At 70.9% G+C, this 26,347-nt stretch carries 26 protein-coding genes and 1 tRNA gene; 12 read left to right on the forward strand and 15 right to left on the reverse strand.

What is annotated here, in order from left to right; translation table 11 throughout:
* The first annotated feature begins 31 nt into the window (after nucleotides 1-31).
* The gene (locus WG922_RS00985) at nucleotides 32-496 is read left to right on the forward strand and encodes a phasin family protein (protein WP_340279983.1); all 465 of its coding nucleotides are present in this window, start codon (nucleotides 32-34) and stop codon (nucleotides 494-496) included.
* A 106-nt stretch (nucleotides 497-602) separates the two neighbouring features.
* On the opposite strand, the gene WG922_RS00990 is transcribed toward WG922_RS00985, so the two are convergent.
* Complete coding sequence (locus tag WG922_RS00990) at nucleotides 603-884, reverse strand: hypothetical protein (RefSeq protein ID WP_340279984.1); 282 nt, start codon at nucleotides 882-884, stop codon at nucleotides 603-605.
* 286 nt (nucleotides 885-1,170) lie between these two features.
* On the opposite strand from WG922_RS00990, the gene WG922_RS00995 reads away from it, so the two are divergent.
* Nucleotides 1,171-1,386, forward strand: coding sequence for a hypothetical protein (locus WG922_RS00995; protein WP_340279985.1), 216 nt, complete (start codon nucleotides 1,171-1,173; stop codon nucleotides 1,384-1,386).
* 45 nt (nucleotides 1,387-1,431) lie between these two features.
* On the opposite strand, the gene WG922_RS01000 is transcribed toward WG922_RS00995, so the two are convergent.
* Genes WG922_RS01000 through WG922_RS01010 form a run of 3 tightly spaced genes read right to left on the reverse strand, consistent with a single transcriptional unit; the run spans nucleotide 1,432 to nucleotide 4,154 of the window.
* Nucleotides 1,432-2,409, reverse strand: a complete 978-nt coding sequence (locus WG922_RS01000) for a Bug family tripartite tricarboxylate transporter substrate binding protein (RefSeq protein WP_340279986.1) — start codon at nucleotides 2,407-2,409, stop codon at nucleotides 1,432-1,434.
* A 60-nt stretch (nucleotides 2,410-2,469) separates the two neighbouring features.
* The gene (locus tag WG922_RS01005; protein WP_340279987.1) at nucleotides 2,470-3,219 is read right to left on the reverse strand and encodes a GntR family transcriptional regulator; all 750 of its coding nucleotides are present in this window, start codon (nucleotides 3,217-3,219) and stop codon (nucleotides 2,470-2,472) included.
* An 8-nt stretch (nucleotides 3,220-3,227) separates the two neighbouring features.
* Entirely contained in the window at nucleotides 3,228-4,154 is a 927-nt protein-coding gene (locus WG922_RS01010; RefSeq protein ID WP_340279989.1) for an SMP-30/gluconolactonase/LRE family protein, read from the reverse strand.
* A 203-nt stretch (nucleotides 4,155-4,357) separates the two neighbouring features.
* On the opposite strand from WG922_RS01010, the gene WG922_RS01015 reads away from it, so the two are divergent.
* Complete coding sequence (locus WG922_RS01015) at nucleotides 4,358-5,281, forward strand: 3-hydroxyacyl-CoA dehydrogenase NAD-binding domain-containing protein (protein WP_340279990.1); 924 nt, start codon at nucleotides 4,358-4,360, stop codon at nucleotides 5,279-5,281.
* Between the two features lie 24 nt (nucleotides 5,282-5,305).
* Here the strand turns inward: WG922_RS01015 and WG922_RS01020 are convergent, their stop codons facing one another.
* Nucleotides 5,306-6,448 carry a mandelate racemase/muconate lactonizing enzyme family protein gene (locus tag WG922_RS01020; RefSeq protein ID WP_340279992.1) on the reverse strand — a complete coding sequence of 381 codons (1,143 nt, stop codon included), beginning with the start codon at nucleotides 6,446-6,448 and terminating at the stop codon, nucleotides 5,306-5,308.
* A gap of 104 nt (nucleotides 6,449-6,552) precedes the next feature.
* Between WG922_RS01020 and WG922_RS01025 the strand changes: the two genes are divergently transcribed.
* Genes WG922_RS01025 through WG922_RS01035 form a run of 3 tightly spaced genes read left to right on the forward strand, consistent with a single transcriptional unit; the run spans nucleotide 6,553 to nucleotide 10,173 of the window.
* A complete protein-coding gene (locus tag WG922_RS01025) occupies nucleotides 6,553-7,542 on the forward strand; it encodes a Bug family tripartite tricarboxylate transporter substrate binding protein (RefSeq protein WP_340279994.1) in 990 nt (329 codons plus the stop codon).
* Nucleotides 7,539-9,104, forward strand: coding sequence for a UxaA family hydrolase (locus WG922_RS01030; RefSeq protein ID WP_340279996.1), 1,566 nt, complete (start codon nucleotides 7,539-7,541; stop codon nucleotides 9,102-9,104). Before WG922_RS01025 ends, WG922_RS01030 begins: the two co-directional genes overlap by 4 nt.
* Nucleotides 9,105-9,111: 7 nt before the next feature.
* Nucleotides 9,112-10,173, forward strand: a complete 1,062-nt coding sequence (locus WG922_RS01035) for an Ldh family oxidoreductase (RefSeq protein ID WP_340279998.1) — start codon at nucleotides 9,112-9,114, stop codon at nucleotides 10,171-10,173.
* A gap of 98 nt (nucleotides 10,174-10,271) precedes the next feature.
* On the opposite strand, the gene WG922_RS01040 is transcribed toward WG922_RS01035, so the two are convergent.
* On the reverse strand, nucleotides 10,272-11,252 hold the full coding sequence (locus WG922_RS01040) for a Tim44 domain-containing protein (RefSeq protein ID WP_340279999.1): 981 nt from the start codon (nucleotides 11,250-11,252) through the stop codon (nucleotides 10,272-10,274).
* Between the two features lie 120 nt (nucleotides 11,253-11,372).
* On the opposite strand from WG922_RS01040, the gene WG922_RS01045 reads away from it, so the two are divergent.
* Nucleotides 11,373-12,278 carry a LysR family transcriptional regulator gene (locus WG922_RS01045; RefSeq protein WP_340280000.1) on the forward strand — a complete coding sequence of 302 codons (906 nt, stop codon included), beginning with the start codon at nucleotides 11,373-11,375 and terminating at the stop codon, nucleotides 12,276-12,278.
* Nucleotides 12,279-12,546: 268 nt separating this feature from the next.
* On the opposite strand, the gene WG922_RS01050 is transcribed toward WG922_RS01045, so the two are convergent.
* Complete coding sequence (locus WG922_RS01050) at nucleotides 12,547-13,110, reverse strand: DUF4334 domain-containing protein (protein WP_340280001.1); 564 nt, start codon at nucleotides 13,108-13,110, stop codon at nucleotides 12,547-12,549.
* A gap of 332 nt (nucleotides 13,111-13,442) precedes the next feature.
* Between WG922_RS01050 and WG922_RS01055 the strand changes: the two genes are divergently transcribed.
* Complete coding sequence (locus tag WG922_RS01055; RefSeq protein ID WP_340280002.1) at nucleotides 13,443-13,886, forward strand: DUF1653 domain-containing protein; 444 nt, start codon at nucleotides 13,443-13,445, stop codon at nucleotides 13,884-13,886.
* Between the two features lie 96 nt (nucleotides 13,887-13,982).
* On the opposite strand, the gene WG922_RS01060 is transcribed toward WG922_RS01055, so the two are convergent.
* Nucleotides 13,983-14,735, reverse strand: a complete 753-nt coding sequence (locus WG922_RS01060) for a GDSL-type esterase/lipase family protein (protein WP_340280003.1) — start codon at nucleotides 14,733-14,735, stop codon at nucleotides 13,983-13,985.
* Between the two features lie 272 nt (nucleotides 14,736-15,007).
* On the opposite strand from WG922_RS01060, the gene infA reads away from it, so the two are divergent.
* The gene (gene infA / locus WG922_RS01065; protein WP_340280004.1) at nucleotides 15,008-15,271 is read left to right on the forward strand and encodes a translation initiation factor IF-1; all 264 of its coding nucleotides are present in this window, start codon (nucleotides 15,008-15,010) and stop codon (nucleotides 15,269-15,271) included.
* 28 nt (nucleotides 15,272-15,299) lie between these two features.
* Here infA and WG922_RS01070 read toward each other — a convergent pair whose 3' ends face one another.
* The 7 genes from WG922_RS01070 to WG922_RS01100 all read right to left on the reverse strand — a co-directional run bounded on the left by WG922_RS01070 (nucleotide 15,300) and on the right by WG922_RS01100 (nucleotide 22,498).
* A complete protein-coding gene (locus WG922_RS01070) occupies nucleotides 15,300-15,902 on the reverse strand; it encodes a DUF6064 family protein (protein ID WP_340280006.1) in 603 nt (200 codons plus the stop codon).
* Nucleotides 15,899-16,810 carry an aldo/keto reductase gene (locus WG922_RS01075; protein ID WP_340280008.1) on the reverse strand — a complete coding sequence of 304 codons (912 nt, stop codon included), beginning with the start codon at nucleotides 16,808-16,810 and terminating at the stop codon, nucleotides 15,899-15,901. The genes WG922_RS01070 and WG922_RS01075 overlap by 4 nt, the downstream gene beginning before the upstream one ends.
* A gap of 20 nt (nucleotides 16,811-16,830) precedes the next feature.
* Nucleotides 16,831-17,181: a hypothetical protein gene (locus WG922_RS01080; protein WP_340280009.1), complete on the reverse strand. Its 351-nt coding sequence runs from the start codon at nucleotides 17,179-17,181 to the stop codon at nucleotides 16,831-16,833.
* Nucleotides 17,162-18,157, reverse strand: coding sequence for an NrfD/PsrC family molybdoenzyme membrane anchor subunit (nrfD, locus tag WG922_RS01085; protein ID WP_340280011.1), 996 nt, complete (start codon nucleotides 18,155-18,157; stop codon nucleotides 17,162-17,164). Before nrfD ends, WG922_RS01080 begins: the two co-directional genes overlap by 20 nt.
* Nucleotides 18,154-19,044: a 4Fe-4S dicluster domain-containing protein gene (locus WG922_RS01090; RefSeq protein ID WP_340280012.1), complete on the reverse strand. Its 891-nt coding sequence runs from the start codon at nucleotides 19,042-19,044 to the stop codon at nucleotides 18,154-18,156. The genes nrfD and WG922_RS01090 overlap by 4 nt, the downstream gene beginning before the upstream one ends.
* Nucleotides 19,041-22,160 (reverse strand): formate dehydrogenase, encoded by a 3,120-nt coding sequence (gene fdh, locus WG922_RS01095; RefSeq protein WP_340280479.1) that lies wholly within the window; start codon nucleotides 22,158-22,160, stop codon nucleotides 19,041-19,043. The genes WG922_RS01090 and fdh overlap by 4 nt, the downstream gene beginning before the upstream one ends.
* Nucleotides 22,161-22,237: 77 nt before the next feature.
* Complete coding sequence (locus tag WG922_RS01100; RefSeq protein ID WP_340280013.1) at nucleotides 22,238-22,498, reverse strand: hypothetical protein; 261 nt, start codon at nucleotides 22,496-22,498, stop codon at nucleotides 22,238-22,240.
* Between the two features lie 223 nt (nucleotides 22,499-22,721).
* On the opposite strand from WG922_RS01100, the gene selA reads away from it, so the two are divergent.
* From selA to WG922_RS01115, 3 genes are all read left to right on the forward strand, one after another.
* Nucleotides 22,722-24,152 (forward strand): L-seryl-tRNA(Sec) selenium transferase, encoded by a 1,431-nt coding sequence (gene selA / locus WG922_RS01105; RefSeq protein ID WP_340280014.1) that lies wholly within the window; start codon nucleotides 22,722-22,724, stop codon nucleotides 24,150-24,152.
* 1 nt (nucleotide 24,153) lies between these two features.
* Nucleotides 24,154-26,196, forward strand: a complete 2,043-nt coding sequence (selB, locus tag WG922_RS01110) for a selenocysteine-specific translation elongation factor (RefSeq protein ID WP_340280015.1) — start codon at nucleotides 24,154-24,156, stop codon at nucleotides 26,194-26,196.
* A tRNA-Sec gene (locus WG922_RS01115) sits at nucleotides 26,185-26,275 on the forward strand. The genes selB and WG922_RS01115 overlap by 12 nt, the downstream gene beginning before the upstream one ends.
* Nucleotides 26,276-26,347: the final 72 nt, after the last annotated feature.

The raw sequence follows: 26,347 nt of genomic DNA on the forward strand, positions 1-26,347 counted from the left end.
CCCGGACCGCTTCCACTTTCAAGGAGATGCCATGCCCACGAGAAACACCGCGCGCGAATCCCAGGCGCCCGAGAGCGACACCGCTGCAGGAGCAACCGCGGTGGCCGATATGACTCGCCAGCAGATGGCCAGCACCGCCTCCACCACGTCGGCGATGCTTCGCGCATTCGACACGCTGCAGCAGGCGCAGCAGCACATGATCCAACGTGCCGCCTTGCTGCAGGAGCAGACGGCCGAGCGCCTTCGCAACGCCACCACCCCGGCGGAGGTGATGAGCATTCAGTCGACCATGCTGGTGTCCGGGATGACCGAGTTTGCTCAGTACACCCAGGAGCTGATGCTGGCGTCGCTCAAGGCACAGAGCGAATTCATGCGCCCGACCGAAACGGGCCAGCAGGGCGCCAGCGCGGTACCCCCTTCCGCCACGCCGCTGTTCCAGGCGTGGCAGGCGGTGTTCAGCGGTCCCCTCAACGGCGCCGCCGCCCGGCCGCACTAAGACGCCGGGAGCGCTGCTCTCCGCGAACCCGTGGAACAGCGCCGCGGCCGGCGCTGGCAGCGCCCTGCACGGCGCTGCGCAGAGCGGGCGCGCGGTGCAGAGCCCCTTACTTGTTGGCGTGCTGCTTCTGGTGCTGCGTGCCGCCGCGTTGGCCGCTGGGGCCTGCCGTCTTGATGCTGGCGGGGCTTTCCACCTTGCGGCCCAGCGGGGTGGACTTGCCGGCGCCGGGCTTTTCCTGGACCGGCTTGTCCTTGCGGCCGCGGCGACGCGAGTCGTCCGCGCCTTCGGCCTGGGGATGGGTGCCGTCCTGCGGTGGCTCCCGGACGTCTTCCCGGCGCAGTGAAGCGCTGGGGGCCAGGACATGTTTCCTGCGCGATACCGAGACCATGATTGCTCCATCGGGAAGGTGATGCGATGCGGACCAGTATCCGCATTCGGCTCGGCTTGGCTGTAGGCCATGGTCGCGCCTGCGCCCGGCGTCGTCTCCTGCACAGCCAGCCGAGGCTCTGCTCCCTTTGCACCGTGGCGGTTTAGCTCATCCGTTGGGATGTGCCATCCGCAGTGCGTCCCGCCCTTGAAATGCTACGGGCACGCTGCCCGGCGCCCAAGCGGCCGCTTCCTACGCGGCCGGCACTCATGCCGCCCTAGAGTGGGCCGACACAAGGAGATTCAACATGCCAGGTGACAAGAAAAGCGGTGAAGTCCATCTGCCGGAAGTCGAACGCGACCTGCCCCTGCAGGGCGGCAGCGAGGACGGTGCGCAGGCGCGGCACCAGGAAGGCGGCCGCGAACAAGGCGTGCGCAAGGCCGGCATCGTGCGCGAGGACGACGCCGGCGACGAGGAGGGCGACGGCGACGGCAGCAGCGATGCGCCTGCTGCCGGACGCTGAACCCGGCTGAAGGCGCACGGCGCAGTCCGCCCGTGCGCTGCGGCCTTACTGCAGCTTGATGTTCTGCTGGGTGATCACGCGCTTCCAGCGCTCGATGTCCTTGTTGTACATCTCGGCGAACTGCTCGCGCGGCAGCACCACGATCTGCGCACCCGCGTTGGTCAGGCGCTCACGCATCTTCGGGTCTTCCAGCAGCTTGAGCACACCCGAGCCGACTGACTCGGCCACTGGCGCCGGGGTGCTGCCGGGCAGGAACACGCCCTGCCAGAGGGTGTGCTCGAAGGTGGGCACGCCCGCTTCCTGCATGGTGGGGATGTCGGGCGCGCCAGGAAAGCGCTGCGCGGAAGTGACCGCCAGGGCCCGCAGACGTCCGCCCTTGTGCTGCGGCAGACCCACCGGCATTCCCGCGAAGTAGTAGTCGAGCTGTCCGCCCAGCAGGTCGTTTGCGGCGAGCGAGCCGCTCTTGTAGGGGATGTGCGTCGCCTGTACGCCGGTCAGCGCCTTGAAGAGCTCGCCCGCCATGTGGTCGGAGTTGCCGATGCCGGAAGAGCCGAAGTTCAGCTTGCCCGGCTGGCTCTTGGCGGCCGCCACCAGCTCGGCAACCGTCTTGTAAGGCGCGTCGGGCCGCACCACGAGGATGTGCGGCGTGCCGGTGACGCCGGTCAGCGGCAGCAGGTCCTTCTGGCCGTTGAATGGCAGGTTGGGGTTGGCCGCGACGCTGATGGCGAGGCCGTTCTGCGCGAACAGGATGGTGTAGCCGTCGGGGGCGCTCTTGGCGACGATGTCGGCCGCGATGTTGCCGGCCGCGCCGGGGCGGTTCTCCACCACGACGGGCTGCTTCCACATCTCGGACAGCCCCTGCGCGACGATCCGACCGATCACGTCGGTGGAGCTGCCGGGGCCGTAGCCGATGACCATCTTGACCGGCTTGTCCGGGAACGTCGCGGCGGCACCGATGCCGACCGACAGCGACAGCCCGGCGGCGGTGGCCAGCTTGATGAAATTGCGTTTGTTCAGTTGCATTGCGTTGTCTCCTGTTGAAATTCGAATGCCCACGGGCGTGCAGGCGGTAAGCGGGCCGGCTCAGGGCGGCGCCGGCAGGCCGATGCTGCGCAGCTCCATGGTGAACGTGAAGCGCTCGGCGATGTGCCGCGTAACCGACACCTCGAACGGGTCGCCGGCGCTGTCGAAGTAGCGCCGCACGATGTCCAGGCAGGGCGTGCCCGCCGGCACCTGCAGCTGCTGCGCGTGCTCGGTCGAGAACACCCCCGCCTTGATCTCCACCTCGGCGCGGTGGATCGCTACCCCGAAGTGACGCTCGATCTGCTCGAACACCATCTCGTGCGGGTGATTCTTGAGCTTGGTCACGCGGGCGAAGCGCCCCAGGATGTAGATGTCGGTCCAGGCCAGCGGGAGTTTCGAATGCTCGTCGCAGCGCACGGCCCCGATGCGATACCAGGAGGAGCCGACCGGCGCCTTGAGCACCGGCTGAAGTTGTGCGTCGCACTCGACGTACTGCTCCAGCTTGTTGTGGCGCACCGTGTTGCTGGGATAGCGCAGCACGTCGCGCAGGGTGTTGAAGTCCTGGCTGTAGATGCGCGGCTGCGTGCACGAGATCACCTTCGAGGCCGCGCCCTGGCGCAGCTCGATGAGACCGCGGTCGCGCAGGTTGCGCAGGGCGTGCCGCAGGGTATGGCGGCTCACGCCCGCCTGCTCGCACAGGACCATCTCCGAGGGCAGGGACGAGCCGACCGGCCACTCGCCCGCCCGGATGCGCCGCACCAGATCGTCGGCGACGCGGGCGTGCAGGGTGGCTCGGGCGGTGGTGGCCACGGGCGCGCTCAGCTCAGGCCGTACATCTTCTTGCCGGCGACCGGCATGCGGGCGGTGAGGATGTCGCCGGACATGGACTCGGTGATGTAGATGGTGCGCCCGTCCTCGCCGCCGAAGCACAGGTTGGCCAGGTGGTGGTGGTGCTTGTCTTCCGAGTACACCAGGTGCGTGGGCAGCATGTTGCTGTCGAAGCGCCAGATGCCCACGCCGAGGTGGCACACCAGCAGGCCGTTCTCCGAGTCCATCTCGATGCCGTCCGGGCCGGCTGCGCCGCCGGAGAGCTGGATGGCCACGCCGGTCTTGGACACGTTGCCGTCGGCCATGAGCGGCAGCCGCCAGATCTGTTGCGAGCGCGTGACGGCGACGAAGCAGTGCTTCTCCTGCGTGTTCAGCGTGATGCCGTTCGGGCTGGGCACGTTCATCGCAAGGCGGTCCAGCTGGCCGTTGGCCCGCAGGCGGAAGACGCGGCCCGTGGGATCGACGATGCCGGTCTGGCCCTGGTCGGTGAAATACAGGTCGCCGTTGGAGGCGAAGTGCAGGTCGTTCAGGCCCTTGAAGCTCTCGCTGTACATGGAGCCGAGCACGTTCTCGATGCGCCCGGTCTTGGTGTCCAGCACCAGCAGGCCCTGCTTGTAGCAGGTGATGAAGGCACGTCCGTCCTTGTGGAACTTCAGCCCGTTGGGCCAGCCGTCGTACTGCGCCACCAGGTCCCATTCGCCGGACTTCGAGATGCGGAAGATGCGGCCGTAGGGAATGTCCACGAACCACAGGTTGCCCTCGCGGTCGAACGACGGCCCTTCCAGGAAGCACTCGATTTCCGCGCCCTGGCGATTCGGATCGGCCCACGCGGAGCGCTGCTTCTTGCGGTACTTGGCCGGCAGCGACTTGAACACCTCGGCCTTGATCAGTTCCAGTTTCTGAAAGGGATTGAACACCAACAAACTCCAGGTTGAAAAACAAACTTCTCTAACTTATACGTACAAGCAGAACCGAAGCCCATGCCCACGGCACCTTGGCCTTCAGCTGGCGTTGAGTGTAGTATTCGAGCTTCGGCGGCGCAAGCCGCGTTCGCGCACAGTGACTTGTCCATACAAGTTATTGCGGCGATCTGAGGATTGCAATTCTTCAAGGGGCTTCGATGGAACGGGTGGTGGTGATCGGAACGGGCACGATGGCCGCAGGCATCGGCGCGGGCTTCATGGCGGCGGGGTTGTCCGTGGCATTCCTGGGGCGCGATGCGGCGAAGGCGCAGGCCTCGCTCGCGAGCGCCCAGGCCATCGCCGCAACGCTGCCGGTCGTTGGCGCACGCGGGCCGGTGGACCACGCCACCGGCACCATCGACCACTGGCGCGACTGGAGCAACGTCGTGTGGGTGGTGGAGACCGTGGCCGAGGACTTCGAGCTCAAGCGTGCCCTGTTCGCCGCGCTCGACGAACGCGTGCCCGACCACATCCCCATCGGCACCAACAGCTCGGGCTTTCCCATCAGCCGCATCGCCGAGGGCCTGCGCACCCGCGCGCGCATGTTCAACGCGCACTACTTCATGCCCGCCCATCTGGTGCCCCTGGTCGAGGTGGCGCTGGGCGCCGACTCCGACGCCTTGCTGGGCGAGGCGGTGTGTGCGCTCTATCGGCGCATCGGCAAGAAGCCGGTGCTGGTGCGCAAGGACATCCCGGGCTTCCTGGGCAACCGCATCCAGCACGCGCTCATGCGTGAGGCGCTCTCGCTCATCGACAGCGGCATCGCCTCGCCAGAAGACGTCGATGCAGCGGTGCGCTACAGCTTCGGCTTTCGCTACGCCGCCGCCGGCCCGGTGCTGCAAAAGGAGCTCTCGGGCTGGGACAGCATGGCGCGCGCCGCCGAGGAGATCTATCCCTCCTTGTCGAACACGTCCACGCTCGCGCGCTGCGTCGCCGAGAAGATCGCCGCGGGCAAGACCGGCATGAAGGCCGGCGAAGGCTTTCGCCGCTGGAGCCCGGAAGAGATCGCCAGCGAACGCGCCGCCTACGAGAAGCGCCTGAAGGCCGCCTTCGGAGTGCTCACGATGGACGGCGAGGGCTGAGCGCCGCCCCGGAACCGCGCGATGTCAGCCCCGCAGCTCCCGCACCGGCAGGCTCGCACTCGCGAAGCCGCGCAGGCGCTGCGCGTCCGGTGCGAATCCGAGCCCCGGTCGCTCCACCTGGTCGATGAAGACAGCTCCTTCGCGCGGCGCGAGCGGCACACTGCACACGTCCTCGGCCAGGTAGCGGTTGGACATGCTGAAGCCCCAGGCCACCTCGCCCAGCGCGAAGCCGACATGCGCCGTGGCGGCAGCCGAGATGGTGGTTTCGGCCACCTTGCACGCCAGGTTGACCCGCATGCCCTGGGCCAGGCACAGCCGGCCGGCCTCGGTCAGCGCCTGCACGCCGCCCAACTTGATGAGCTTCAGGCTGGCGCCCTGCGCTGCGCCCGCGGCGTGGTGCGCCTGGATGTCCCCGGCGTCCTGGATCGATTCGTCCGCACACAAAGGCATGCCGCTGAGGCGATGGAGTTCGGCCATGTCGGCCAGGCGCCCGGCGCGCAGGGGCTGCTCGAGGAACACCAGGCCGCTGGCGCCGCCCTCGCGCGCAATCGCAAGCGCCGCGTCGAACGCCAGCATCTGGTTCGCGTCGGCCGACACCACGTCGCCGGCCAGGGCCTGGCTCAGCGCCTTGACGCGCCGCAGGTCGGACGCCAGGTCCCCGGCGCCCACCTTGATCTTCCACTGCCGAAAGCCCTGCGCGCGCAGCCGCTGCGCCTCGGCCAGCTCGCCTTCGAGCTCCCCCGACGCGAGCATGTGCAGCATCTCGAGGCGCTCGACGCGCCCGCGTGTTTCGCCGGCGCGCAGCATGCGGTGCAGCGGCAGTCCGGCTCGCTGCGCCAGCAGGTCCATCAGCGCAGTTTCGAGGCAGGAGCGGGCCGACGGATTGCCATAGAGGATGGCGTCGAATCGCGGCGCGATGTCGGCGGGGCCGGCGATGTCCTGGCCCGCCATGCGCCCGGCCAGGTAGTGGGCGCTCGCGGCGATGCTCTCCAGCGTCTCTCCCGTCATGAGTGGTGCGGCGCTGGCCTCGCCCCAGCCTTCGCGGCCGGACTCGTCGATCACGCGCGCGAGCAGCGTGTGGGCATGGGTCAGGGTCTCGCCCGCCATCCTGATCGGACGGTCCATCGGGACCTCCAGCGGGTAGAGCTGCACGCAAGCGATCTGCATCGAATTCATCCTGATCGGCGGTCCAAGGAGCGCCGATGATATTGCGCGCACCGCTCCGTGTTCGCGCATTCACCCTTCCACCAACCGAAGCAATGGAGACACGCATGCAACTCGTTCGATCCTTCAAGGCGCTTCCCTCGCTGCTGGCGGCCGCGGCCCTGGCGACCGCCGCGGCGCTGCCCGGCACCGCTGCCGCCGCCTACCCCGACAAACCGGTGCGGCTGGTGGTGCCCTTCGCCGCAGGCGGCCCCTCGGACGTGCTGGGCCGCGCCATCGGCCAGAAGCTCTCGCCGTCGCTGGGGCAGCCGGTCATCATCGAGAACAAGCCGGGCGCGGGCACCAACCTCGCCGCCGACCACGTCGCGCGTGCGGCGCCCGACGGGCACACGCTGTTCCTGATGATGGTGGGCACGCAGGCGATCAACGAGGCCATGTACAGCAAGCTGAGTTACGACACCGTGCGCGACTTCGCGCCGGTAGGCCTGGTGGCCTCGTCGTCGCTGATGCTGGTGGCCCACCCCTCGGTGCCGGCGAAGCACCTCAAGGACGTGGTCCGGCTCGCCAAGGCCGAGCCCGGCCGCTACAACTTCGCCTCGTCGGGTGCGGGCACGCCGCTGCACCTGGGGGGCGAACTCCTGAACAAGAACACCGGCATCAAGCTCGTCCACGTCCCCTACAAAGGCGCCAATCCTGCCTTGCAGGACGTGCTGGGCGGCCAGGTGCAGTTCGCGATGGTCGGCACGCCGTCGGTGCTGGCGCACATCAAGGGCGGCAAGCTCACGCCCATCGGCGTGACGAGCGCGCAGCGCACCACGCTGGCCCCGGACGTGCCGACCATCGCCGAGACGGTGCCGGGCTACGAGGTCGAGCTGGTCTATGCCATCGTCGCACCGGCCAACACCCCCAAGGACGTGGTGGCCCGGCTCAACAGCGAGATCAACAAGGCGCTGCAGGAGCCCGACCTGCGCGAGAAGCTGCTGGCCCAGGGCTTCGAAGTCCGCACCAGCACACCGGAACAACTGGGAACCTATATTCGCAACGAGATCGCCAAGTGGGCGCCGATCGTGAAGGAAGCAGGAGTGAAAGCCGAATGAGCCAGGATGCCGTTCTGGAGTCGCCCCGTGCCAAGCGGATGACGGGGCCCGTCATCCGCCTGCACCCGGACGACAACGTGGTGGTGGCGCGCGTGGACGTGCCGATCGGCACGCCCGTGCCCGACGAAGGGTTCACGGCGCGCAGCCAGGTGCCCGCGGGCTACAAGATCGCCGCGCGCAGGATCGCCAAGGGCGAGGCGATCCGCAAGTACAGCGTGACCGTGGGCTTCGCGAACGCGGACATCGAGCCCGGCACGATGGTGCACAGCCACAACACCGAGTTCCGCGAGTTCGACCGCGACTACGCGCACGCGAGCCAGTACCAGCCGGTGCAACTGCTGCCCGAACACGAGCGTGCGACCTTCCAGGGCTACGTGCGCGCCAACGGCAGCGTGGGCACGCGCAACTTCATCGGCATCCTGTCCACCGTCAACTGCTCGGCGACGGTGGTCAACAAGATCGCCGAGTGGTTCACGCCCGAGCGCCTGGCCGACTACCCCAACATCGACGGCGTGGTCGCCTTCAGCCACTCGATCGGCTGCGGCATGGAAATGACCGGCGAGCCCATGCAGCTGCTGCGCCGCACGATGGCCGGCTACGCGCGCCACCCCAACCTGGCCGCCGCCCTGGTGATCGGCCTGGGCTGCGAGCGCAACCAGCTCAAGGGGCTGATGGAGCAGGAATCGCTCGCCGCCAGCCCGACCCTCCACACCTTCGTGATGCAGGAGACCGGCGGCACGCGCAAGACCATCGAGGCGGGCATCGCGGCGGTGCAGGCCCTGCTGCCCGAGGCCAACAAGGCGCGCCGCCAGACGGTGTCGGCCAGCCACCTCACGGTGGGCCTGCAGTGCGGCGGCTCGGACGGCTTTTCCTCGATCACGGCCAACCCGGCGCTGGGCGCGGCCGTCGATCTGCTGGCGCGCCACGGTGGCACCGGCATCCTGTCCGAGACGCCCGAGATCTACGGCGTCGAGCACACGCTGACCCGCCGTGCCCGCAGCCGCGAGGTCGGCGAGCAGCTGATCGCGCGCATCCGCTGGTGGAAGGACGAGTACTCGGTCGGGCGCGACGTGCAGATCAACGGCCAGGTCAGCCCCGGCAACCAGGTCGGCGGCCTCGCCAACATCTTCGAGAAGTCGCTCGGCTCCTCGATGAAGGGCGGCACGGGGCCCCTGATGGCGGTGTACCGCTATGCCGAGCCGGTGACCGAAAAGGGCTTCGTGTTCATGGACACGCCGGGCTTCGATCCGGTCTCTGCCACCGGCCAGATCGCGGGCGGCGCGAACCTGATCGCCTTCACCACCGGGCGCGGCTCGATGTTCGGCTCCAAGCCCGCGCCCTGCGTGAAGCTCGCGACGAACACGCCGATGTACCGGCGCCTCGAAGAGGACATGGACATCAACTGCGGCGAGATCCTCGACGGCACCGCCACCGTGCAGGAGATGGGCCTGCGCATTTTCGAGCTGTTCCTGCGCGTGGCGTCGGGCGAGCCGTCCAAGAGCGAACTGCTGGGGCTGGGCGACCACGAGTTCGTGCCCTGGCAGATCGGCATCATGAGCTGACCGGCCGATGAGCGCAGACACCCTGCCGCGCGTCGGCTGCGACCGGCTCGCCGACTTCATCGCGCGCGCGCTGGGCAGCGCCGGTCTGCCGGCCGCCGACGCGCGCATCGTTGCCGGCCTGATGGCCGAAGCCGACCTGCAAGGCTCCGACGGACACGGCGTGATCCGGCTGCCGCAGTACGTCAAGCGCATCCGCGCCGGCGGCATCAACACCAGCCCCGCCGTGCGCGTGGTGCACGAACGCGCGGCCATGGCCCTGCTCGACGGCGACAACGGCATGGGCCATCTGGTGATGTCGCGCGCCGTCGATCTCGCCATGGACAAGGCGCGCAGCGCCGGCGTGGCCTGGGTCGGCACGCGTGCCAGCAACCATGCGGGGCCTGCTTCGCTGTATGTGCGCAAGCCGAGCCAGCAGGGCATGGTGGCGCTGTATTTCGCGGTCGGAAATGCCAACCACCTGCCGCCCTGGGGCGGCATGGAGATGCTGCTTTCGACCAATCCGATCGCGGTGGGCGTTCCCGCCGGCAGCGAACCCGCCGTGGTCCTCGACATGGCGACGACGGTCGCGGCCTACGGGAAGGTCAAGGCGAAGGCCAAGCGCGGCGAGCCGCTGCCCGAGGGCTGGATGATCGACCGCCAGGGCAAGCCGCTGCTGGACCCCACGCGCGCCGACGAAGGTTTCCTGCTGCCGATCGGAGGCCACAAGGGCTACGGCCTGGCGCTGATCGTCGGCCTGCTGGCCGGCACGCTCAACGGCGCGGCCATGGGACGCGAGGTCATCGACTTCAACCGCGACCACGTGACGCCCACCAATACCGGGCAGGCGATCCTGGTCATCGACCTCTCGGCGTTCGGGCCCCCTGAGGCATTCACCGCGGCGGTGGATCAGCTGGTGCGCGATCTTCGCGCCAGTGAACGCCTGCCGGGCGTCGAACGCATCTGGCTGCCGGGCGAGCAGAGCCATGAACGCCGCCGGCGCAACGCCGAAGCCGGCATTCCCCTGCCGGCTGCATTGCTGACCGAGCTGCAGTCGCTGGCCATCGAACTGGGTATCGAGCCGCTGGCCTGAGACGCACCAGGGACCGCTGCCCTGAATCCGCGTCGAAGCCCGCTGCTTCGTGCCCCGTGCCCGCGGACCACGGGCGCAGCGCCCGTGGTCCGGGGTGATCAGGCCTGCTGGATGCCCGCCACGACCCAACCGCCCTGCCCGGCGCGGGGCTTGGTGAGGTGCCAGGTCTCGTCCAGGTCGTCCGGCGCCACGCCCGGCTCGTCGCGCACGCTTCCCGTGAAGCGCACGCTCACCACGTAGTCGCCGCCCACCTCGGCCACGTCCAGCACCTGCGCCTCGAGGCCGAACACCTCGGTGCGCACCGGCGCCTCGCCGTGGCTGGCGAGTTCGCCGCGCACCAGCTCGAACATCTCGGGAGTGAGATAGGTGCGCAGCCGCTCCAGGTCACGCGCATCGTGCGCCGCCTGCAGCCCGGTGAAATGCGCCTTGGCGTTGCGCACGAACGCCGGCACGTCGAAGTCCGCGGGGATGGTGCCGACGCCCGAAGCGGCCGGGGCCATGCCCGCCGCGGTGCCGGCGCCCAGGCGCGAGCCGATCATCGAGCCGCCGCGTACGTCGTGTGCCGAGCGCAGGGTCGCCTCCTGCCGCGGTGCCGCTGCGCCGCCCGCGGCACCGCGCATCCCGGCGCCTGCTCCGGCGAGCGCCGGTCCCTGGCCTGCGGCGCGCTTGCGCAGCACGAAGCCCACCAGCAGCATCACCGCCATCGCGATCAGACCGATGGTGAGCAGATTTGCCAGCGCCTCACCGAAGCCGAAGTGCGACGCCAGCGCCGCGATGCCGAGGCCCGCGGCGATGCCGGCAACCGGGCCCATCCAGCTGCGCCGGGGCGCCGCCGCAGCAGCCGCAGCCGGGGCGGCGGCCGCTGCCGTGGAGGCTGCGGGCGCGGCCTGCGCAGGTGCGCCCTGGGCGGGAGCCTGGGTTCCCTGGGCGCCCTGTGTGGGCGCCTTCGGCGGCGGAGAGACATTCTGGCGTTGCATGCCCAGGGACTTTCCGCCACCCAGCCGCCGCGCGGCCTCCGCATCCACGGTGACCATCCCCAGCGACAGGAGGACGGCGCACAGAGCCACTACTTTTTTCATGAGGGGTTCCTTTCAAGAACGCACGAATTGTCGCGCGAAGCTACCCGGTCGATTCGGCTTGAAAAAGAAGATGATTGCTGCAGATAGTTCAGGTAAAACCGCAGTTCGCCGTACCCCGCCATGAGCCTGCCTTTCAACTACCGCCACCTCTACTATTTCTGGGTCGTCGCCAATGAGGGCGGAATGGCCCGCGCCGCCGCCCGCCTCGGGATGGCCGTCCAGACCGTGAGTGCGCAGGTGCGGCTGCTGGAGCAGGCGCTCGGCCATGCCCTGTTCAAGCCTTCCGGTCGCGGGATCGCGCTGACCGAAGCGGGGCTGGCCGCCCTCGCCCACGCGGACCAGATCTTCCAGCTCGGGGAGCGGCTGCCCGACGCGGTGCGCGATGCGGCCGCGGGCAGCGCCGGCATGCGCCTGGCAGTGGGCATTTCCGACGGCCTGCCCAAACTGGTGGTGCGCCACCTGCTGCAACCGGCGCTGGAGGGCTCCGGCGTCCGGCTGCTGTGCCACGAAGCCCAGATCGACGACCTGCTGGCCGAGCTCGCGCTGCACCGGCTGGACGTCGTGCTCTCCGATCGGCCGGCGCCGCAGAACCCCAACCTCAGGCTGTACAGCCATGCGATCGGTGACGCGCCGCTCGCCTGGTATGCCCCCGCGGAACTGGCCGCCCGGCACGCCGGGGACTTTCCGCAGTGCCTGGGGGCGCTGCCGGTGCTGCTGCCCACCGGCCACGCCGCCGTACGCGCCCGGCTCGATCACTGGTTCGAGCGCCGGGGCCTGCGCCCGCGCATCGCCGGCGAATTCGAGGACAGCGCGCTGCTGGCCACCTTCGGGCGCAGCGGCATGGGCGCGTTTCCGGCGTCGCGCTGGTCGCACGACTACCTGATGCAAGACCCCGGGCTGCGCCTGCTGGGCGACTCGCCGGAGCTGGTCGAGCATTTCTTTCTCATCTCGGCCCAGCGGCGCATCCAGCACCCCCTGGTGCAGCGCCTGCTGCAGGCGCGCGAAGCCCCGGCGACCTCGCCCTGAGCCTGCGCCGGCAGCCGCGCGACGATCGGCTGCCGTTGTGCCCGAAGGGGAGACCGGGATGTCGTCGCTACAAACTCCGGAACATGGGCTGCAGCGGGCGCTACAATCGCCCGCACTGGCCGGGAGTATGCGCAAGGTTCTCCATCCCGGTCGTTCATGCCCCTGCGGCTGCTGCTCGCAGGGGCTTTTCTTTTTTTGGCTCTTCCCGTCGTCGGGTAAAGCGCCTTCTTCGGGTGCGCCCGCCCTGCGGCCGGACGCGCTGCGCCACTCAGCCCGCGCGCCTGAGCACGAAGAAGAACGGCTGGTCCATGCCCTTCATGTCCATCAGACCGAGCACGGTGTCCGCATCGACGCCGCGGAACACGTCGATGATGGGAGCGCTGTCGTACAGCATGGCGGCACTCGGCACCCCGCGGAATACGAGCGTGCGCAAGCGCGCCTGCGAGCGCGTCGTGGCCAGCAGCGGGAGCGCGGCGCGCCCGAGCCCGCCTGCCGCTGCCGCGCGCAGCCGCGGAAAACGCCGCAGCAGCGAGAGCGCCAGCGGTGCGCCGGTGGCCCGCAGGCGCAGCGGGTTGCGTGTTCCCGTCGCGAATTCGAGGGGGTGCACCTGCTCGGTCGAGTCGAATCGCTTGCCGCTCCAGCCGCTGGCCTCGAGCAGGCCGTCCAGCCAGTGTCCGGTCGGAAAGCCTGCGCCGCTCCAGCGACCCAGCATCGATTCCAGTGGCACCGCCGACAGGGCGTCGAACAGGGAAAGGGCGTCGGCGGTGCTGCTGTGCCCGCGCGAGACAGCGTGGGCGAAGTCGCTCGCCGGCAAGGGCACTGCGTCCGTCACACGTCCACCCGACTATGGAGCTCAGGCCGGGCGTCGGCGCATCCGCAGTCGGCCCGCCGGGCGCGGAAGGTCGCGGATCGGTCGAGAAGGACCTTGCGGCGGACCCGCCGGGGGCGCCGCAGGCAGACCGCGGATCGCGTCGGCCAGCCGCAGCCAGCGAGCGTGCAAATCGGCGGACTGTGAATCGGTGGTCGGCACGTCGGCCCTCCAAGGTGGGAAGTGCGATGCCGGGTACGACGGCATGGCCGCAGGTTGTAGCACCCGCATGGGCGTGGCGGCGCACCGGTTCGCTGACCGAACAGGACGCGACTGGCGCGCTAGCATGGCGCCCCATGTCCAGCACCCGCACCACCGCAAGCGCCAGCGCCGGCGCCAGCCACAGCACGCGTGGCGACACGTCCGCTGCCAACTCCACCCTGCCTGGCGCTGCCATCACGACCAGTCCCACTGAAACGACCGCCGCCGCCGACGCGATCGGCGCCACCGGCGTACCCGGCACACCCGACTCGGCGGCTGCCAGGCACCCCGGCACCCTCTTCGCCGTGGGCACCCTGCTGCGCCACTACAAGGGCGGCCGCTACCGCGTGGTGGGCGCCTGCCGCATCGAGGCCAACGGCGAGACGGGCGTGCTGTACCGGGCAGCCGAAGCGACCGGGGCCGAAGCGCCTGTACAGGAGGCCCTCGCGTGGATGCGGCCGCTGCGCGAGTTCTTCGACCTCATCGACACGCCGTCCGGCCGGCAGCAGCGCTTCCAGCACATCGATCCCGCCCGCTGAAGAACGGCGCCCGCTCGCCGCGCCACGACGATGGCGAACGCACCCGTGTCGCTGCACGCCCTGCGAGCGGGCGGGGTCGGACGGCGTCTGCGACGGTCAGCCGGCCGGTGGCGTGCGCCCCTGCAGCGCGTTCGTGACCAGCCGCGCCCAACGCAGGTAGGCGGGGCCCGAGAGGTGAATGCCGTCGTGGGTCAAAGCCGGATCGAGTGCCCCGTCGCGCACCAGCGCCGGATGCAGGTCCAGGTAATCCGGCAGCGTGCGCAAGCGCGCATTCAGCGCCTGCACCCGCTCGTTGGTCGCCTCCCGCAGATGCGGCGCGACGGGAAGCACGCTCTGCACCACGACGCGGATGCCCGCATCGCGCAGCCGGGCGGCGATGGCCTCGATGTTGTGCGCCACCAGGTCGGGAGCCATCCCGTAGCGCAGATCGACGATGCCGATCAGCAGGAACACGACCTTGGGCTTGCGCCCGATCACCTCGTCCAGGCGCTCGAGCACGTCTTGCGAACTGTCCCACCCGATGCCCCGGTTCAGCGCCGGCCGCCCCAGGAGCTCGGACCAGGAGCCCCCCGCCGTGTGGGAGTCGCCCAGCATGACGATGTCGGCCCGTGCCTCGGATGCGCGAAACAGCGCGAGCCGCTGGCGCCGGTACTCGGACGCCGCGGCATCGGGCGGCTGCAGCGGCCGCTCGCTTCCGGCAAGCAGCCCTTTCGCGCGCTGCACCAGCGCCGCCGGCACACCGAGCTGGCCGACCGCTGCGCCCACGGCGAAGGCCAGCAGCAGCATGACGACGACCGCAAGGATCGGCAGGCGGCGGCGCGACAGCGGCATCGAAGGGCGTGGGTTCATGGGGCTGCGCGCATCGTAGCCGCGCCGCGCCGCGCCGTGGGTGGGGGCATCGCCGCACCGGCCGTCGATGCGTCGCGCGGGCGCCTACAATCGATGCCTGCTTCCCGGAAGCACATCCATCTCGCAGCCGCCCAGGCCGCGCCGCACGGCGCACCGCCCATGGCCTGCAGTTCGCCCGGCTCCCGCGCCGGCCCTTTGTTTCCCCCACCCCGTCCACTCGCATCGAGGCGAGGGACCTGCCGTCCCCGGGGGCGGCACTCGAAAGGACCAGTTTGGCCAAGGAAGAACTCATTGAAATGCGCGGCCGCATCGCGGAAGTGCTCCCCGATTCGCGGTTTCGCGTGGTGCTCGAAAACGGCCACGAACTCGTGGCCTACAGCGGCGGCAAGATGCGCAAGCACCGCATCCGGGTGATCGCAGGCGATGACGTGACGCTCGAACTCTCGCCCTATGACCTGAACAAGGGCCGCATCATGTTCCGCCACCTCCCCGACCGCCGCCCGCCCGGCACACCGCCCGCCCGCCCCCGCCGCTGAGCGGCAGCACGCTCGCCGGCCGCCCCGCTCAGCTCGGCGCGTAGAGCAGCCAGAGCGTTCCTGCGCCCAGCAGCAGGGACAGCGTCGGCACCACCGCTGCCCAGGCGCGGTGGCGCAGCCCGGTCGCGAACAGCCAGCCCAGAGTCGCCAGCGCGGTCGGCTCCGGGTTCATCCCGAAAAGCTCCAGCGAGGCGATCCCGCGTCCCGAAAGCAGCCCGAACAGCGGCCAGCCCAGCACCGCCAGCGCGACGAGTGCGGCTGCGAGGCGCGGCCAACGCCGCGGCCGCGCGTCCCAGCCGCCCAGCGCCATCCAGGCGAGCACGAGCGCCTGCAGCGCCGAGGCGACCGCCAGCGCCGGCGCCGCCGTGTTGATCTGGGCGTGGTAGCGCGCATGGAAGCCGAACCCCACCCACAGCCACGCAAGCGCCAGTCCCCAGGCCGCCGCGCGCGCCACCCCGATGCCGGGCGAGCGCGCCGCCCACACCAGCGCCACGCCGGCGGCCAGTGCGGGCAGCTGCACCGGCCAGTGGTCCTGGTGGTAGAGCGCGAGCAGCCGCTCGTAGCTGCGCGCCGAGAACATCAGGAAGTCGGCGGGCCGGTAGGTCCACCACTGGGCGAGCAGGCCGTTCACAGCGCCCGCAGCTCGGCCGCCATGCGCCGGCGCAGCGCCGCGTCCGGCAGCGGCCCGGTGCCCGCGGCGAGGTTCTCGCGCACATGCGCAACCTGCGTGGTCGCGGGGATCGCGCAGGTCACGACAGGGTGCGAGACGATGTACTTGAGCGCCACCTGCGCCCAGCTCGTGCAGCCGATTTCCGCGGCCCAGCCGGGCAGCGGATGGCGCTGCAGCTGCCGCAGCAGATCGCCTTGGCGGAAGGGCCGGTTGGCCAGGACGGCGATACCGCGCTCGGCGGCCAATGGCAGCAGCCGCTGCTCGGCTTCGGTGTCCAGGATGTTGTAGCTGAGCTGGACGAAGTCGAGCGGCTGGGTGCGCATCAGCTTTTCGAACAGCTCGTGGCGCCGCCCCTCGGATGTCGTGATGCCGACATGGCGCAGCCGGCCGGCCGCCCGCATCTCCAGCAGCAGCGGCAGCTGCCGCTCCCAGGCGAGCAGGTTGTGCACCTGCAGCAGGTCGAATCGCGCCACGCCCCAGAGCTGGCGCGAGCGCTCCACCTGCACGGCGCCGTCGCCGGAAGTCCAGACCTTGTCAGCCGAGAACACCGCCGCCGGTGAGCCGAGCTGGCGCAGGCCCTCGCCCACCACCTCCTGTGCCGAGCCGTACATGGGAGAGGAATCGATCAGCCGCCCGCCCCCATCGAAGAACGCGCGCATCACCTCGGTGCTTTGGCGCCGCCCCTGCGGATCGCGCCCGACGTTGAACGTGATCCAGGTGCCCAGGCCTACCAAGGGCAGCCGCTCACCGGTGGACGGGATGGCGCGCGTGGGCAGCGCGGATGCGGGCGCCTGCGCCCAGCCGGGCGCGGGCACCAGAGCGAGCCCGGCACCGGCCGTGGCGGCGGCGACGAAAGATCGGCGTTGCATGGCGCCAGCCTAGCAGGGCATCAGGCGCCGGAGCGGCGCGGCGCGCCGATGTCCTCCTCGATGGCCCGGATCTCGCGCGCCGCGCACGCCATGCGATCACGATTGAAGGCCGACAGCGGAAACTCGACGCTGGCCATGAGGCTCAGCAGCGCATTCAGCCGCTGCCGTAGTCGCGCGGCATCGTCCACCGTCAGCTCGCCGATGCGTGCGGCCGGCGATCCGATGCAGGCATTGCGCAACCGCACCACGCCCAGCAGGGCCTGCCGCAGCAGCCGCTTGGCCTCTTCGGGCGGGCAGCCCTGGCAGCGCTCGATGATCGCGGCGCCCTCGCGCAGCGCCGTGCCGGCGTCCTCAGGCGCGCCCGGCCGCATACCCCGCCTCCTGCGGCCGTCCAGGCGCATCGGATTGGCCGTCGGCGTGCGGCACGCGCGCCATGGCGAAGGCATCCTGCGGCCGCTGTGCCGAGCGGTTGCCCGCCTCGAACACCGCCGCGCGCATGGCGAGTCCGCCGGCCAGCACGCCCAGGGCGCCTGCGACGGTGAGGACGGGGCTGCGGCGCGCCCGCACCGTGTTGGCCGCGAGGCAGGCGAGCGGCAGCGCCACGCCGAGCAGATCCCCCCCTAGGCGACTTGCGCGGATGCCGCGCTCATGCAGCACGGCATCGACGCCGCAGCGCCGCCAGCTGCGCTGCGCACTGCGTCCGAAGCCGAACTCGACCAGCGCGGCCGCGCCTGCGAGCTGCTCGAGGCGCGCCGCCGTGGCGTGATCGCCGCGCAGGATCTGCCCGATCGAAAGCGCCGCTGCTCCGGTGGCAAAGGCCGAAGCCGCGAACTGGCCGGCCAGCGCGCGCGGCGCCGCACTCCACAGCGGCGTGCTGGTGGCAGACAGCAGCGCGGCGGTGTAGACCGACATCCCGGCGCCGGCGGTGGCCGCCGGCAGCTCGCTGGCGCGTGCCAGTCCTTCACGCCCGGTCCATCCGGCCCATGCGGTGACCGCGCTGGCAAAGCCGAAGGCACTGAGCACATAGCTGCCTATCGACATGGGCGAGGTGGCGCGGAAGATCCGCAGCATGTTGTAGAAGCGCTGCGGGGTGTGCAGGTCGGCCACCAGCAGGCCGGCGCCGATGACCGGCAGGAAGGCCGCGAGAGTCCGCCCTTGCCACACCATGCTGCGCAGCCCCGCACGCCCCGACAGGTCGGCGACCGTGGCCAGCACCTGCGACGAGCCTGCCAGGCCCGCGAGCCAGGTGTAGCCCCAGATCAGCGCGCCATAGACGCTGGGCTTGAGCATGGGCTGGCCATGGTAGGTGGGCCCCTCGTAGCGCAGGCTCGGCGGCGGCGCGGTCATCGCGTGCCTCCTGGCGCCAGCAGGGCCGCCGCGAGCGCGGCGAGTCCGGCGATCACGCCCAGACCGGCGCCCAGCGACGGTCCCACGCGGGTCGCCGGAAGCGTGGGCGCGGCCGGCAGGTTGTAGCGTTCGGGCCGGTCGGCCAGCAGGAAAAAGGCGTTGAGCTCGCCGATGCCCCCGGTGGCGCCCGGCGCACCGGGCGTTCCGTACAGGTACGCATCGTCCCGGCCGAGCGCATGCAGCTGCTGCACCCGCGCCTCGGCCTTGCGATGCAGCTCGGGCAGCTCGCCGAACTGGATCGACTCGGTCGGGCAGACCTTGGCGCAGGCGGGCTCCAGGCCGCCCTTGAGACGGTCGTAGCACAGGGTGCACTTGTGCGCCTTGCCGTCGTCCTCGTCGAGCGCGACCACCCCGAAGGGACAGGCCGGCACGCAGTAGCCGCAGCCGTTGCAGATGTCCTGCTGCACCACGACGGTGTCGAACTCGGTGCGAAACAGCGCACCGGTCGGGCAGGCCTGCAGGCAGGCAGCGTTGGCGCAGTGCTTGCACACGTCGCTCATCATCAGCCAGTGGCTCTGGTAGGCCGGCATCTCGGTGGGCACCTCGCCGCGCTCGATGCGCTCGAGGAAGGTGACGTGCCGCCAGGTGGTGGCCGAGAGTGCGCGCGTGTTGTCGTAGCTCATGCCGGACATGGTGCCCAGGTCGTCCGCCGGCAGCGCGTTCCACTCCTTGCACGCCACCTCGCAGGCCTTGCAGCCGATGCAGCGCGTGGTGTCGGTGAAAAAGCCATAGCGCCGCCCCGGCTCGATGCGCGTTCCGGCGGTCGTCTCGGCCTCCTGCACCTGCTGGAACGAAGCCGTCCGGTGCTGCGCTGCACGTTCGTTCATGCTGCTCCTTCCTTCGGCACGAGCCGCCCCTTGCGCAACGCGCAGGTGAGGGCCTTGCCTTCGTGGATGGTGGTGTTGGGCTCGCCGACCACGCTGGTCAGCGCATTGGCCGGCGCGCCGCGGGCCAGGCCCTGCCAGCCGAAGTGGAACGGCATGCCGAGCTGGTGGATGCGCCGCCCGCCGATCTGCAGCGTGGGCAGGCGCTCGGTCACCAGTGCACGCGTCTCCACCTCGCCGCGCGCTGTGGACAGCACGACCCAGTCGAGGCTCTCGATGCCCAGCTCGCGCGCCAGCTCCACCGGGATTTCGGCAAAGCCCTCGGGCTGCAGTTCGGCCGTGCTGGCGACCGAGCGGGTGGGAGAGCCGCCCGAGTGGTGCTCGGTCAGGCGGTAGGTCGTGAGCACGTGCGGATAGCGCGGGTCGCCCACCGCGTGGTAGGTGTTGGCGTCGTGCGGCCACTTCTTGGCGACCGGGCTGTCCTGCTGCTGGTAGAGCGCGTTGTGCACCGGCGATTCGACCGGTTCGTAATGCGTGGGCAGCGGCGCGTCCTTCAGCCCTGAGGGCACGAACACCGAGCAGCGGCCGTCGGCGATCATGATGAACGGGTCGCTGCCGGAGATCGCATCCATGCCCTGCGGGTTGCGGTCCCAGTCGGGCTGGTAGTCGGGCGGCTTGTCCTTCTCGAAATCGATCTCATCGGGGCTTTGCCACTGGCGCTGCTCACCGTCCCACCACACCAGCTTCTTGCGCTCGGACCAGGGCCGGCCCTCGGGATCCGCCGACGCGCGGTTGTTGAGCGTGCGCCGGTTCGACGGCCAGGCGAAGCCCCAGCCGAGGTGCGTGCCCGGCCCGTCCGGGCCGTCGGGCGTGCGGCCGCGCGCGAGGTTGCGGCCCTCCTCGGGAACCACGCCGCTGTAGATCCAGCAGCCGCAGGCGGTGGAGCCGTCGTCTTCGAGCGCCTTGTAGTCGGGCACCGGCTTGCGGTCCGCCCAGGTGTAGCCGTTGATCTCCTTGAGCACCGCCTCGGCCGAAGGCTCCTGGTGCAGGCCGTGCACCGGATAGTCCCAGTGCAGATTGCGGATCGGCTCGTCGCACGGCGCATCGCTGGCGGCATGGAGCGCCTGCAGTCGCCGCCCCAGGTGGTAGACGAACCACAGGTCGGAGCGGCAATCTCCGGGCGCATCGACCAGCCGGTCGTGCCACTGCAGCAGCCGGTGCGTGTTGGTGAAGGTGCCTTCCTTCTCGCCACACGCGAGCGCGGTCGGCAGCAGGAACACTTCGGTCGCGATGTCCTGCGGCCGCCGGTGCCCCGCGCGCACCCCAGGGCCGGCGTGCCAGAAGGAGGCCGTTTCGGTTTCGGTGAAGTCGCGCACGACCAGCCAGTCGAGCTGGGCCAACCCTTCATCGACGACGCGGTCGGTGCTGCTGCCGCCCACCAGCGGGTTCTGCCCCAGCATGAACATGCCGCGGATCAGCCCGTCCCGCATCGCCAGGGTCATCGGCAATTGCGAGTGGTCGCCGACGTTGCGCGGCAGCCAGCGGAAGCCCCATTCATTGGCCTGCGTCGCGTGTTCGCCGTACCAGGCGCGCAGCAGGCTCACCGCGTACTTCGGGAACGCGTGCCACCAGCCGGTGGGCGTCTGCTCGCTCTCGATGTACTCGGCCAGGCTGCCATGCGCCTTGAACGCGTGCGGATGCGGCAGATAGCCCGGCAGCATGTTGTACAGCGTAGGAATGTCGGTGCTGCCCTGGATGCTGCAGTGTCCGCGCAGCGCCAGGATGCCGCCACCGGGCCGCCCCACGTTGCCGAGCAGCGCCTGGATGATGGCGGCCGCCCGGATCATCTGCACGCCGGTGCTGTGGTGGGTCCAGCCGACCGCATAGCAGATGGTGCTGGTGCGCTCGCGCCCTGAATTGCGCGCGAGCGTCTCGGCCACCCGCACCACCAGATCGCGCGGACAGCCCGTGATCTCCTCGACCTTCTCGGGCGTGTAGGCCGCGAAGTGCCGCCGCAGGATCTGGTAGACGCAGCGCGGGTGCTGCAGCGTCTCGTCGCGCGGCACCTGCTGCTGCGACAGCCGCTTGGTCTCGTCGGAAAACGACTCGGTGGTGTTCACCGAATGCTCGGCAAGCGACGCCGGCACCGTCATGCCCTCGTATTGCCAGCTGTCGTACTTGTAGGCGCCCGAGTCCGGGTTCCAGCCCGAGAACAGCCCGTCGAGCTCGCTGGCATCGCGGAAGCGCTCGTCGATGATCGTCGAAAGGTTGGTGTACGCGAGCGCGTACTCGCGAAACCAGAGGTCGTGCTCCAGCAGGTGCCGGATGATGCCGCCGAGGAACGCGATGTCGCTGCCCGCGCGCAGCGGCACGTGCAGGTCCGCGAGCGCCGAGGTGCGGGTGAATCGCGGGTCGGCATGGATCAGCGTGGCGCCCCGGTCCTTCGCCTGCAGCACGAAGCGGAAGGCGATCGGATGGGCCTCCGCCATGTTGGACCCCATGACCAGCACGCAGTCGGCGTTCGCGACGTCCCACTGCGGCATGGTGGCGGCGCCGCGGCCGAAGGAGGCACCCAGACTGGGCACCGAAGCGCTATGTCATATTCGCGCCTGGTTTTCGACCCAGACCATGCCCAGGCCGCCGGCGAACAGCTTCTTGATGAGGTAGTTCTCCTCGTTGTCCAGCGTCGCGCCGCCCAGCGAGCCGATGCCCAGGGTGTGGTTCACCGGCTCGCCGTCCGGCAGGCGGTCCACCCAGGTGGCTTCGCGCGTAGCCTTCACGCGCTCGGCGATGCGGTCCATCGCCCACTCGAGCGGCCGCGTTTCCCAATGGTCCGAATACGGGGCGCGATAGAGCACCCGGTTCAGCCGCTGCTCGCTGGTGAGCCAGCCGTAGGTCGCGGCGCCCTTGGGGCACAGCGTGCCCTCGTTGATCGGACTGCGCGGGTCGCCCTCGATCTGGATGACGCGGCCATTCTTCACGTAGATCTTCTGCGCGCAGCCCACGGCGCAGTAGGGGCAGATGCCGGTACCCACCTCGTCGGCGTCCTCCACGCGCGGGCGCAGCTGCTGCGACGCGGCGCTGCGAGCCGCGTCGGATGCGCCGTCCTGCCCGGCCATCTGGCGCGGCAGTGACCAGTTCCTGAGGAAACCGAGCGCGGTGGCGCCGGTCGTGCGTCGGATCGGTTTCAACTCGCTCACTCCTCCTTGCCTGCGTGCTGCCCGCCCGGCTGCCGCGGCGCGAGCCGGTGCACCGCATGCACCGCGGCGGTGGTGGTGCCGGGCCGCGGCACATCGTGATCCAGCGTGACGCGGCATCCTGCGCGCTCCAGCGCCACCAGCTCCTGCCAGCCCAGCGGCGCACCGGGCGCCAGGGTGAAGCGCCGGTGCGTGCCGTCGTCACCGCGCAGCTCGAAGCGGTGCTCCTGCACGACCGTGACGACTCCGCTTGCCTGCATGCCGTATGCGATGTCTGCCGCGCCCATCGCAGGCCGCCGCACAGCGGCGGCGGCCCACACGGGCCACGAAACTTGCCAGAATGGTTGCGGCCCATTCTGGACATTCCAGGTTCGGCCGTGGGGCCCTGTTGCAGTTTGTTCCCTCGCAGCGGGACCCGCCTTTGATCCATTCGATTCGGACAGCCCGCCCTTGCCGCCCTCGCGCCCTTCCACCGTACTGCCCTTGCGTGCACCGCCCGCGCCGTCCGGCGACGCGACCGCCCGTGCGCGGCAGCTGCCGTCGCTGCACCAGTTGCTGCAGACGCCGGCGGCCCAGGCGCTGTGTGCACAGTTCCCGCGCGCGCGGGTGGCGCAGGCGCTGCGCGAAGGCGTGGCCGAGCTGCGCGGCGCCCTGGTCGCGGGTGACATGCCCTCGCACGCCGCGGGCGACGCCGCCTTCTTCCGCGAGGCCGAGGCGCGCCTGCAGGCGCCGCGCCTCGCCGGGCTGCGCGCGGTGATCAACGCGACCGGCGTGGTGCTGCACACCAACCTCGGCCGCGCCCCGCTCGCGCCCGAAGCACTGGACGCCATGGACGCGGTCGCGCGCGGCTACAGCAACCTCGAATACGACCTCGAGGCGGGCACGCGCGGATCGCGCCACGCCCACCTCGAGGCGCTGCTGTGCAGGTTGAGCGGCGCCGAGGCGGCGCTGGTCGTCAACAACTGCGCGGCGGCCGTGCTGCTGGCACTCACCGCCTGGGCGCGCGACGGCGAGGTGCTGGTCTCGCGCGGCGAACTGGTCGAGATCGGCGGCGGCTTCCGCGTTCCCGACGTGATCGCGCAGAGCGGCGCCCGCCTGGTCGAGGTCGGCACCACCAACAAGACCCGCCTGGCCGACTACGAGCGCGCCATCGGGCCCGCCACCCGCCTGATCCTGCGCACGCACCCGAGCAATTACCGCGTGCTCGGCTTCACCGCGCAACCCGAGCGCGCGGAACTGGCCGCCCTGGCCGAGCGCCACAACGTCCCCTTCATGGAAGACCTCGGCAGCGGAACGCTGGTCGATCTGCGCCGCTTCGGCCTGCCCGCCGAGCCCACCGTGCAGGCCTGCGTGCGCGACGGCGGCGGTCTGGTCGCCTTCAGCGGCGACAAGCTGCTGGGCGGTCCGCAGGCCGGCATCGTGGTCGGCCCGTCACGGCTCGTGCAGCCGCTGCGCGCGCACCCCCTGGCACGCGCGCTGCGCATCGACAAGCTGTCGCTGGCCGCGCTGCAGGCGACCCTGGCCCTGTACGAGGGCGCCGAGCCGCCGCAGGCGCGCGTGCCGGCGCTGCGCATGCTGGCGCAATCGCAGGCCGAGATCGCGCGCCGCGCCGGCCTCTTCGCGCGCCGGCTGCGCCGCCGTGCGCCGGCGCTGGACTGCACGCTGCGCGACGACCACTCGCTCGCGGGCGGCGGCGCCCTCCCCGAGGCGCAGCTGCCGACCCGCCTGCTGCTGCTGCGGCATGCGACGCTCTCGGCCGACGCGCTGGCGCGGCGCCTGCGCGCCGGCCGCCCCGCCGTGGTGGGCCGCGTGGTCGAAGACCACTTCGCGCTGGACCTGCGCACCGTTGCCGATGGCGAGCTCGCGCCGCTGCTCGAGGTGCTGGCCGCGGCAGCCCAGGGGCAGGAGGGCTGACATGGCCGCGCAGGCGCCGGTGCGGCGTGCCACCGTCGGCGTGATCGGCCACGTCAACCACGGCAAGACCAGCCTGGTGAAGGCGCTGAGCGGCATCGACACCGACCGGCTGGAGGAAGAGAAGCGCCGCGGCATGTCCATCGTTCTCGGCTTCGCGCACCTGGCCCTCCCGCAGGGCACGCTGGACCTGGTCGATGTGCCCGGACACGAGCAGTTCGTGCGCACCATGGTCGCCGGCGCCACGGGGATCGAGGCCAGCCTGCTGGTGGTGGATGCGCACGAAGGCGTGAAGCCGCAGACGGTGGAGCACCTGGCCATCGCCGACCTGCTCGGGCTGCGCGTGGGAGTGGTGGCGCTGTCCAAGAGCGACCGGGTCGATCCCGCCCGCCATGCCGAGACGCGGCGCGAGCTGCGCCGGCTGCTGCGCGGCACCCACCTGGAATTCGCGCCGGTCGTTGCCACGTCGGCCACCACCGGGGAAGGCCTGCAGCAGCTGCGCGAGGCGCTCGGCGCGCTGCTGCTGCGGCTGCCCACGGCAGCGGCGCGCACCGGGCACGCCTGGCTGCCGATCGACCGTGCCTTCGCCCTGGCGGGGCATGGAACGGTGGCCACCGGCACGCTGCGCGGTGGGCCCCTGCGCGTCGGCGACACGCTGGAGGCACTGCCCGGCGGCGCGAGCGGCATCGTGCGGCAGCTGCAGGTGCACCACGCACCGGTGGAGGAGGCGCTTCCCGGGCAACGCGTGGGCGTGAACCTGCGCCACCTGAAGCCCGGCGCCCTGTCGCGCGGCGACGTGCTGGCCCCGCCCGGCCGGCTGCGTCCGGGCGTCCTGCTGGACGGCGTGCTGCAGCTGGCCGCGGGCGTGCCGGCCAGCCAGATCGACCGCTGCCGGCTGCGCCTGCTGTGCGGCACCACCGACGTCGGGGCCACCGCGCGGGTGCTTGGCCGCACCGGCGAGCGGCTGCTGGTGCAGCTGCGCACCACGCGCCCCGTGCCCGCGGTGCCCGGCGAGCCCTTCCTGCTGCGACGCGAGTCGCCCGCTGCCACGCTGGGCGGCGGCGTCGTGCTGGACGCCGCCCCGGCGCGCCACGCGAGATCGGACGGCGCCGCGGTCGAGCGCCTGCGCATCCTGGCCGGCGGCAGCGCGCACGACGTCCTGCAGCAGCGCCTGCGCAGCGCCGGACCCGCGGGCCTGCCTCTGGCCGACCTGCACGCCCTGCTGGGCATCCGAGGGGCCCTGCAGGAGAAGGCGGCAGTCGCCCCGGCGACGCCAGCGAAGGCGACGACTGCGGCAACTGCGTCGGCAACGGGAAGGGATGTTGCAGGTGCTGCGGATCGCACGGGAACAGCCGGTGGGCCGCTGCAGTCGGTAGTGCAGCAGCTCGCCCTGGTCGATGGACAGCGGGCCTGGTCGCTCGCCGTGGTGGAGCAGCTCGAGAACCGGCTGCTGGCGATGCTGCGCAACTACCACGCCGCGCTGCCGCTGCGCCCCGGGGCGCCGCTCGCGTTGTGCCGCGCCAGCTTGCCGGAACAGGTGGGAGACGTGCTGTGGCGCAGGCTGCTGGAACGGCTGGAGGCCGCCGGCTCCCTGGTGCGCAGGGACAGCCTGGCCGCGCTGCCGCGGCACGATCCGGTGCAGGCCATGGACCCGGCGACGCGCGACGCGCTACAGGCCCTGGAGAGCGCATTCCGCGAAGGCGGCATGGCGCCGCCTGACCTGCCGCGGCCCGGCAGCGATGCGCGGCTGCGGGCGCTGCTGGACCTGCTGGTCACGCGTGGCGACATCCTGCTGCTGCCGGGCCAGCCGCCCACCCAGCGCATCGGCCTGCACGCCGAAGCGGTGCGGCAGGCGCGCGGCACACTCGCCGCCGCCTTTCCGGCTCCGCAAGGCTTTACAGTGTCCCAGGCGCGCGAGCTGCTCGGATCGACCCGCAAGTTCACCGTGCCCCTGCTGCAGCACCTGCACGCCACCGGCCAGACCCGCCGGCAAGGCGACCTGCATGCCTTCGTGCAGCAGCAGGCCCCGACATCAGGAGGCGAATGAGGTCTGGTGGCCTCCCTGGTCTTCAAAACCAGTGGCCCGCTTCGCGGCGGGCAGTGGGTTCGATTCCCATCCGCCTCCGCCTCCGCCTCCCCGCTCCGCCGGTGCCGGCCGCACCGCCTCTTGCCGCACCGCCGCCTGCGACTCCTCTGCG

It is taken from the genome of Ramlibacter sp. AN1015 (assembly GCF_037726105.1).
Classification (GTDB): domain Bacteria; phylum Pseudomonadota; class Gammaproteobacteria; order Burkholderiales; family Burkholderiaceae_C; genus Ramlibacter.

What these genes read in the sequence shown, in the direction of transcription:
- WG922_RS00985 (WP_340279983.1), top strand. Translation starts at nt 32, where the DNA reads ATGCCCACGAGAAACACCGCGCGCGAATCCCAGGCGCCCGAGAGCGAC.
- WG922_RS00990 (WP_340279984.1), bottom strand. Translation starts at nt 884, where the DNA reads ATGGTCTCGGTATCGCGCAGGAAACATGTCCTGGCCCCCAGCGCTTCA.
- WG922_RS00995 (WP_340279985.1), top strand. Translation starts at nt 1,171, where the DNA reads ATGCCAGGTGACAAGAAAAGCGGTGAAGTCCATCTGCCGGAAGTCGAA.
- WG922_RS01000 (WP_340279986.1), bottom strand. Translation starts at nt 2,409, where the DNA reads ATGCAACTGAACAAACGCAATTTCATCAAGCTGGCCACCGCCGCCGGG.
- WG922_RS01015 (WP_340279990.1), top strand. Translation starts at nt 4,358, where the DNA reads ATGGAACGGGTGGTGGTGATCGGAACGGGCACGATGGCCGCAGGCATC.
- WG922_RS01020 (WP_340279992.1), bottom strand. Translation starts at nt 6,448, where the DNA reads ATGCAGATCGCTTGCGTGCAGCTCTACCCGCTGGAGGTCCCGATGGAC.
- WG922_RS01025 (WP_340279994.1), top strand. Translation starts at nt 6,553, where the DNA reads ATGCAACTCGTTCGATCCTTCAAGGCGCTTCCCTCGCTGCTGGCGGCC.
- WG922_RS01030 (WP_340279996.1), top strand. Translation starts at nt 7,539, where the DNA reads ATGAGCCAGGATGCCGTTCTGGAGTCGCCCCGTGCCAAGCGGATGACG.
- WG922_RS01035 (WP_340279998.1), top strand. Translation starts at nt 9,112, where the DNA reads ATGAGCGCAGACACCCTGCCGCGCGTCGGCTGCGACCGGCTCGCCGAC.
- WG922_RS01040 (WP_340279999.1), bottom strand. Translation starts at nt 11,252, where the DNA reads ATGAAAAAAGTAGTGGCTCTGTGCGCCGTCCTCCTGTCGCTGGGGATG.
- WG922_RS01045 (WP_340280000.1), top strand. Translation starts at nt 11,373, where the DNA reads ATGAGCCTGCCTTTCAACTACCGCCACCTCTACTATTTCTGGGTCGTC.
- WG922_RS01055 (WP_340280002.1), top strand. Translation starts at nt 13,443, where the DNA reads ATGTCCAGCACCCGCACCACCGCAAGCGCCAGCGCCGGCGCCAGCCAC.
- WG922_RS01060 (WP_340280003.1), bottom strand. Translation starts at nt 14,735, where the DNA reads ATGAACCCACGCCCTTCGATGCCGCTGTCGCGCCGCCGCCTGCCGATC.
- WG922_RS01075 (WP_340280008.1), bottom strand. Translation starts at nt 16,810, where the DNA reads ATGCAACGCCGATCTTTCGTCGCCGCCGCCACGGCCGGTGCCGGGCTC.
- WG922_RS01080 (WP_340280009.1), bottom strand. Translation starts at nt 17,181, where the DNA reads ATGCGGCCGGGCGCGCCTGAGGACGCCGGCACGGCGCTGCGCGAGGGC.
- nrfD (WP_340280011.1), bottom strand. Translation starts at nt 18,157, where the DNA reads ATGACCGCGCCGCCGCCGAGCCTGCGCTACGAGGGGCCCACCTACCAT.
- WG922_RS01090 (WP_340280012.1), bottom strand. Translation starts at nt 19,044, where the DNA reads ATGAACGAACGTGCAGCGCAGCACCGGACGGCTTCGTTCCAGCAGGTG.
- WG922_RS01100 (WP_340280013.1), bottom strand. Translation starts at nt 22,498, where the DNA reads ATGCAGGCAAGCGGAGTCGTCACGGTCGTGCAGGAGCACCGCTTCGAG.
- selB (WP_340280015.1), top strand. Translation starts at nt 24,154, where the DNA reads ATGGCCGCGCAGGCGCCGGTGCGGCGTGCCACCGTCGGCGTGATCGGC.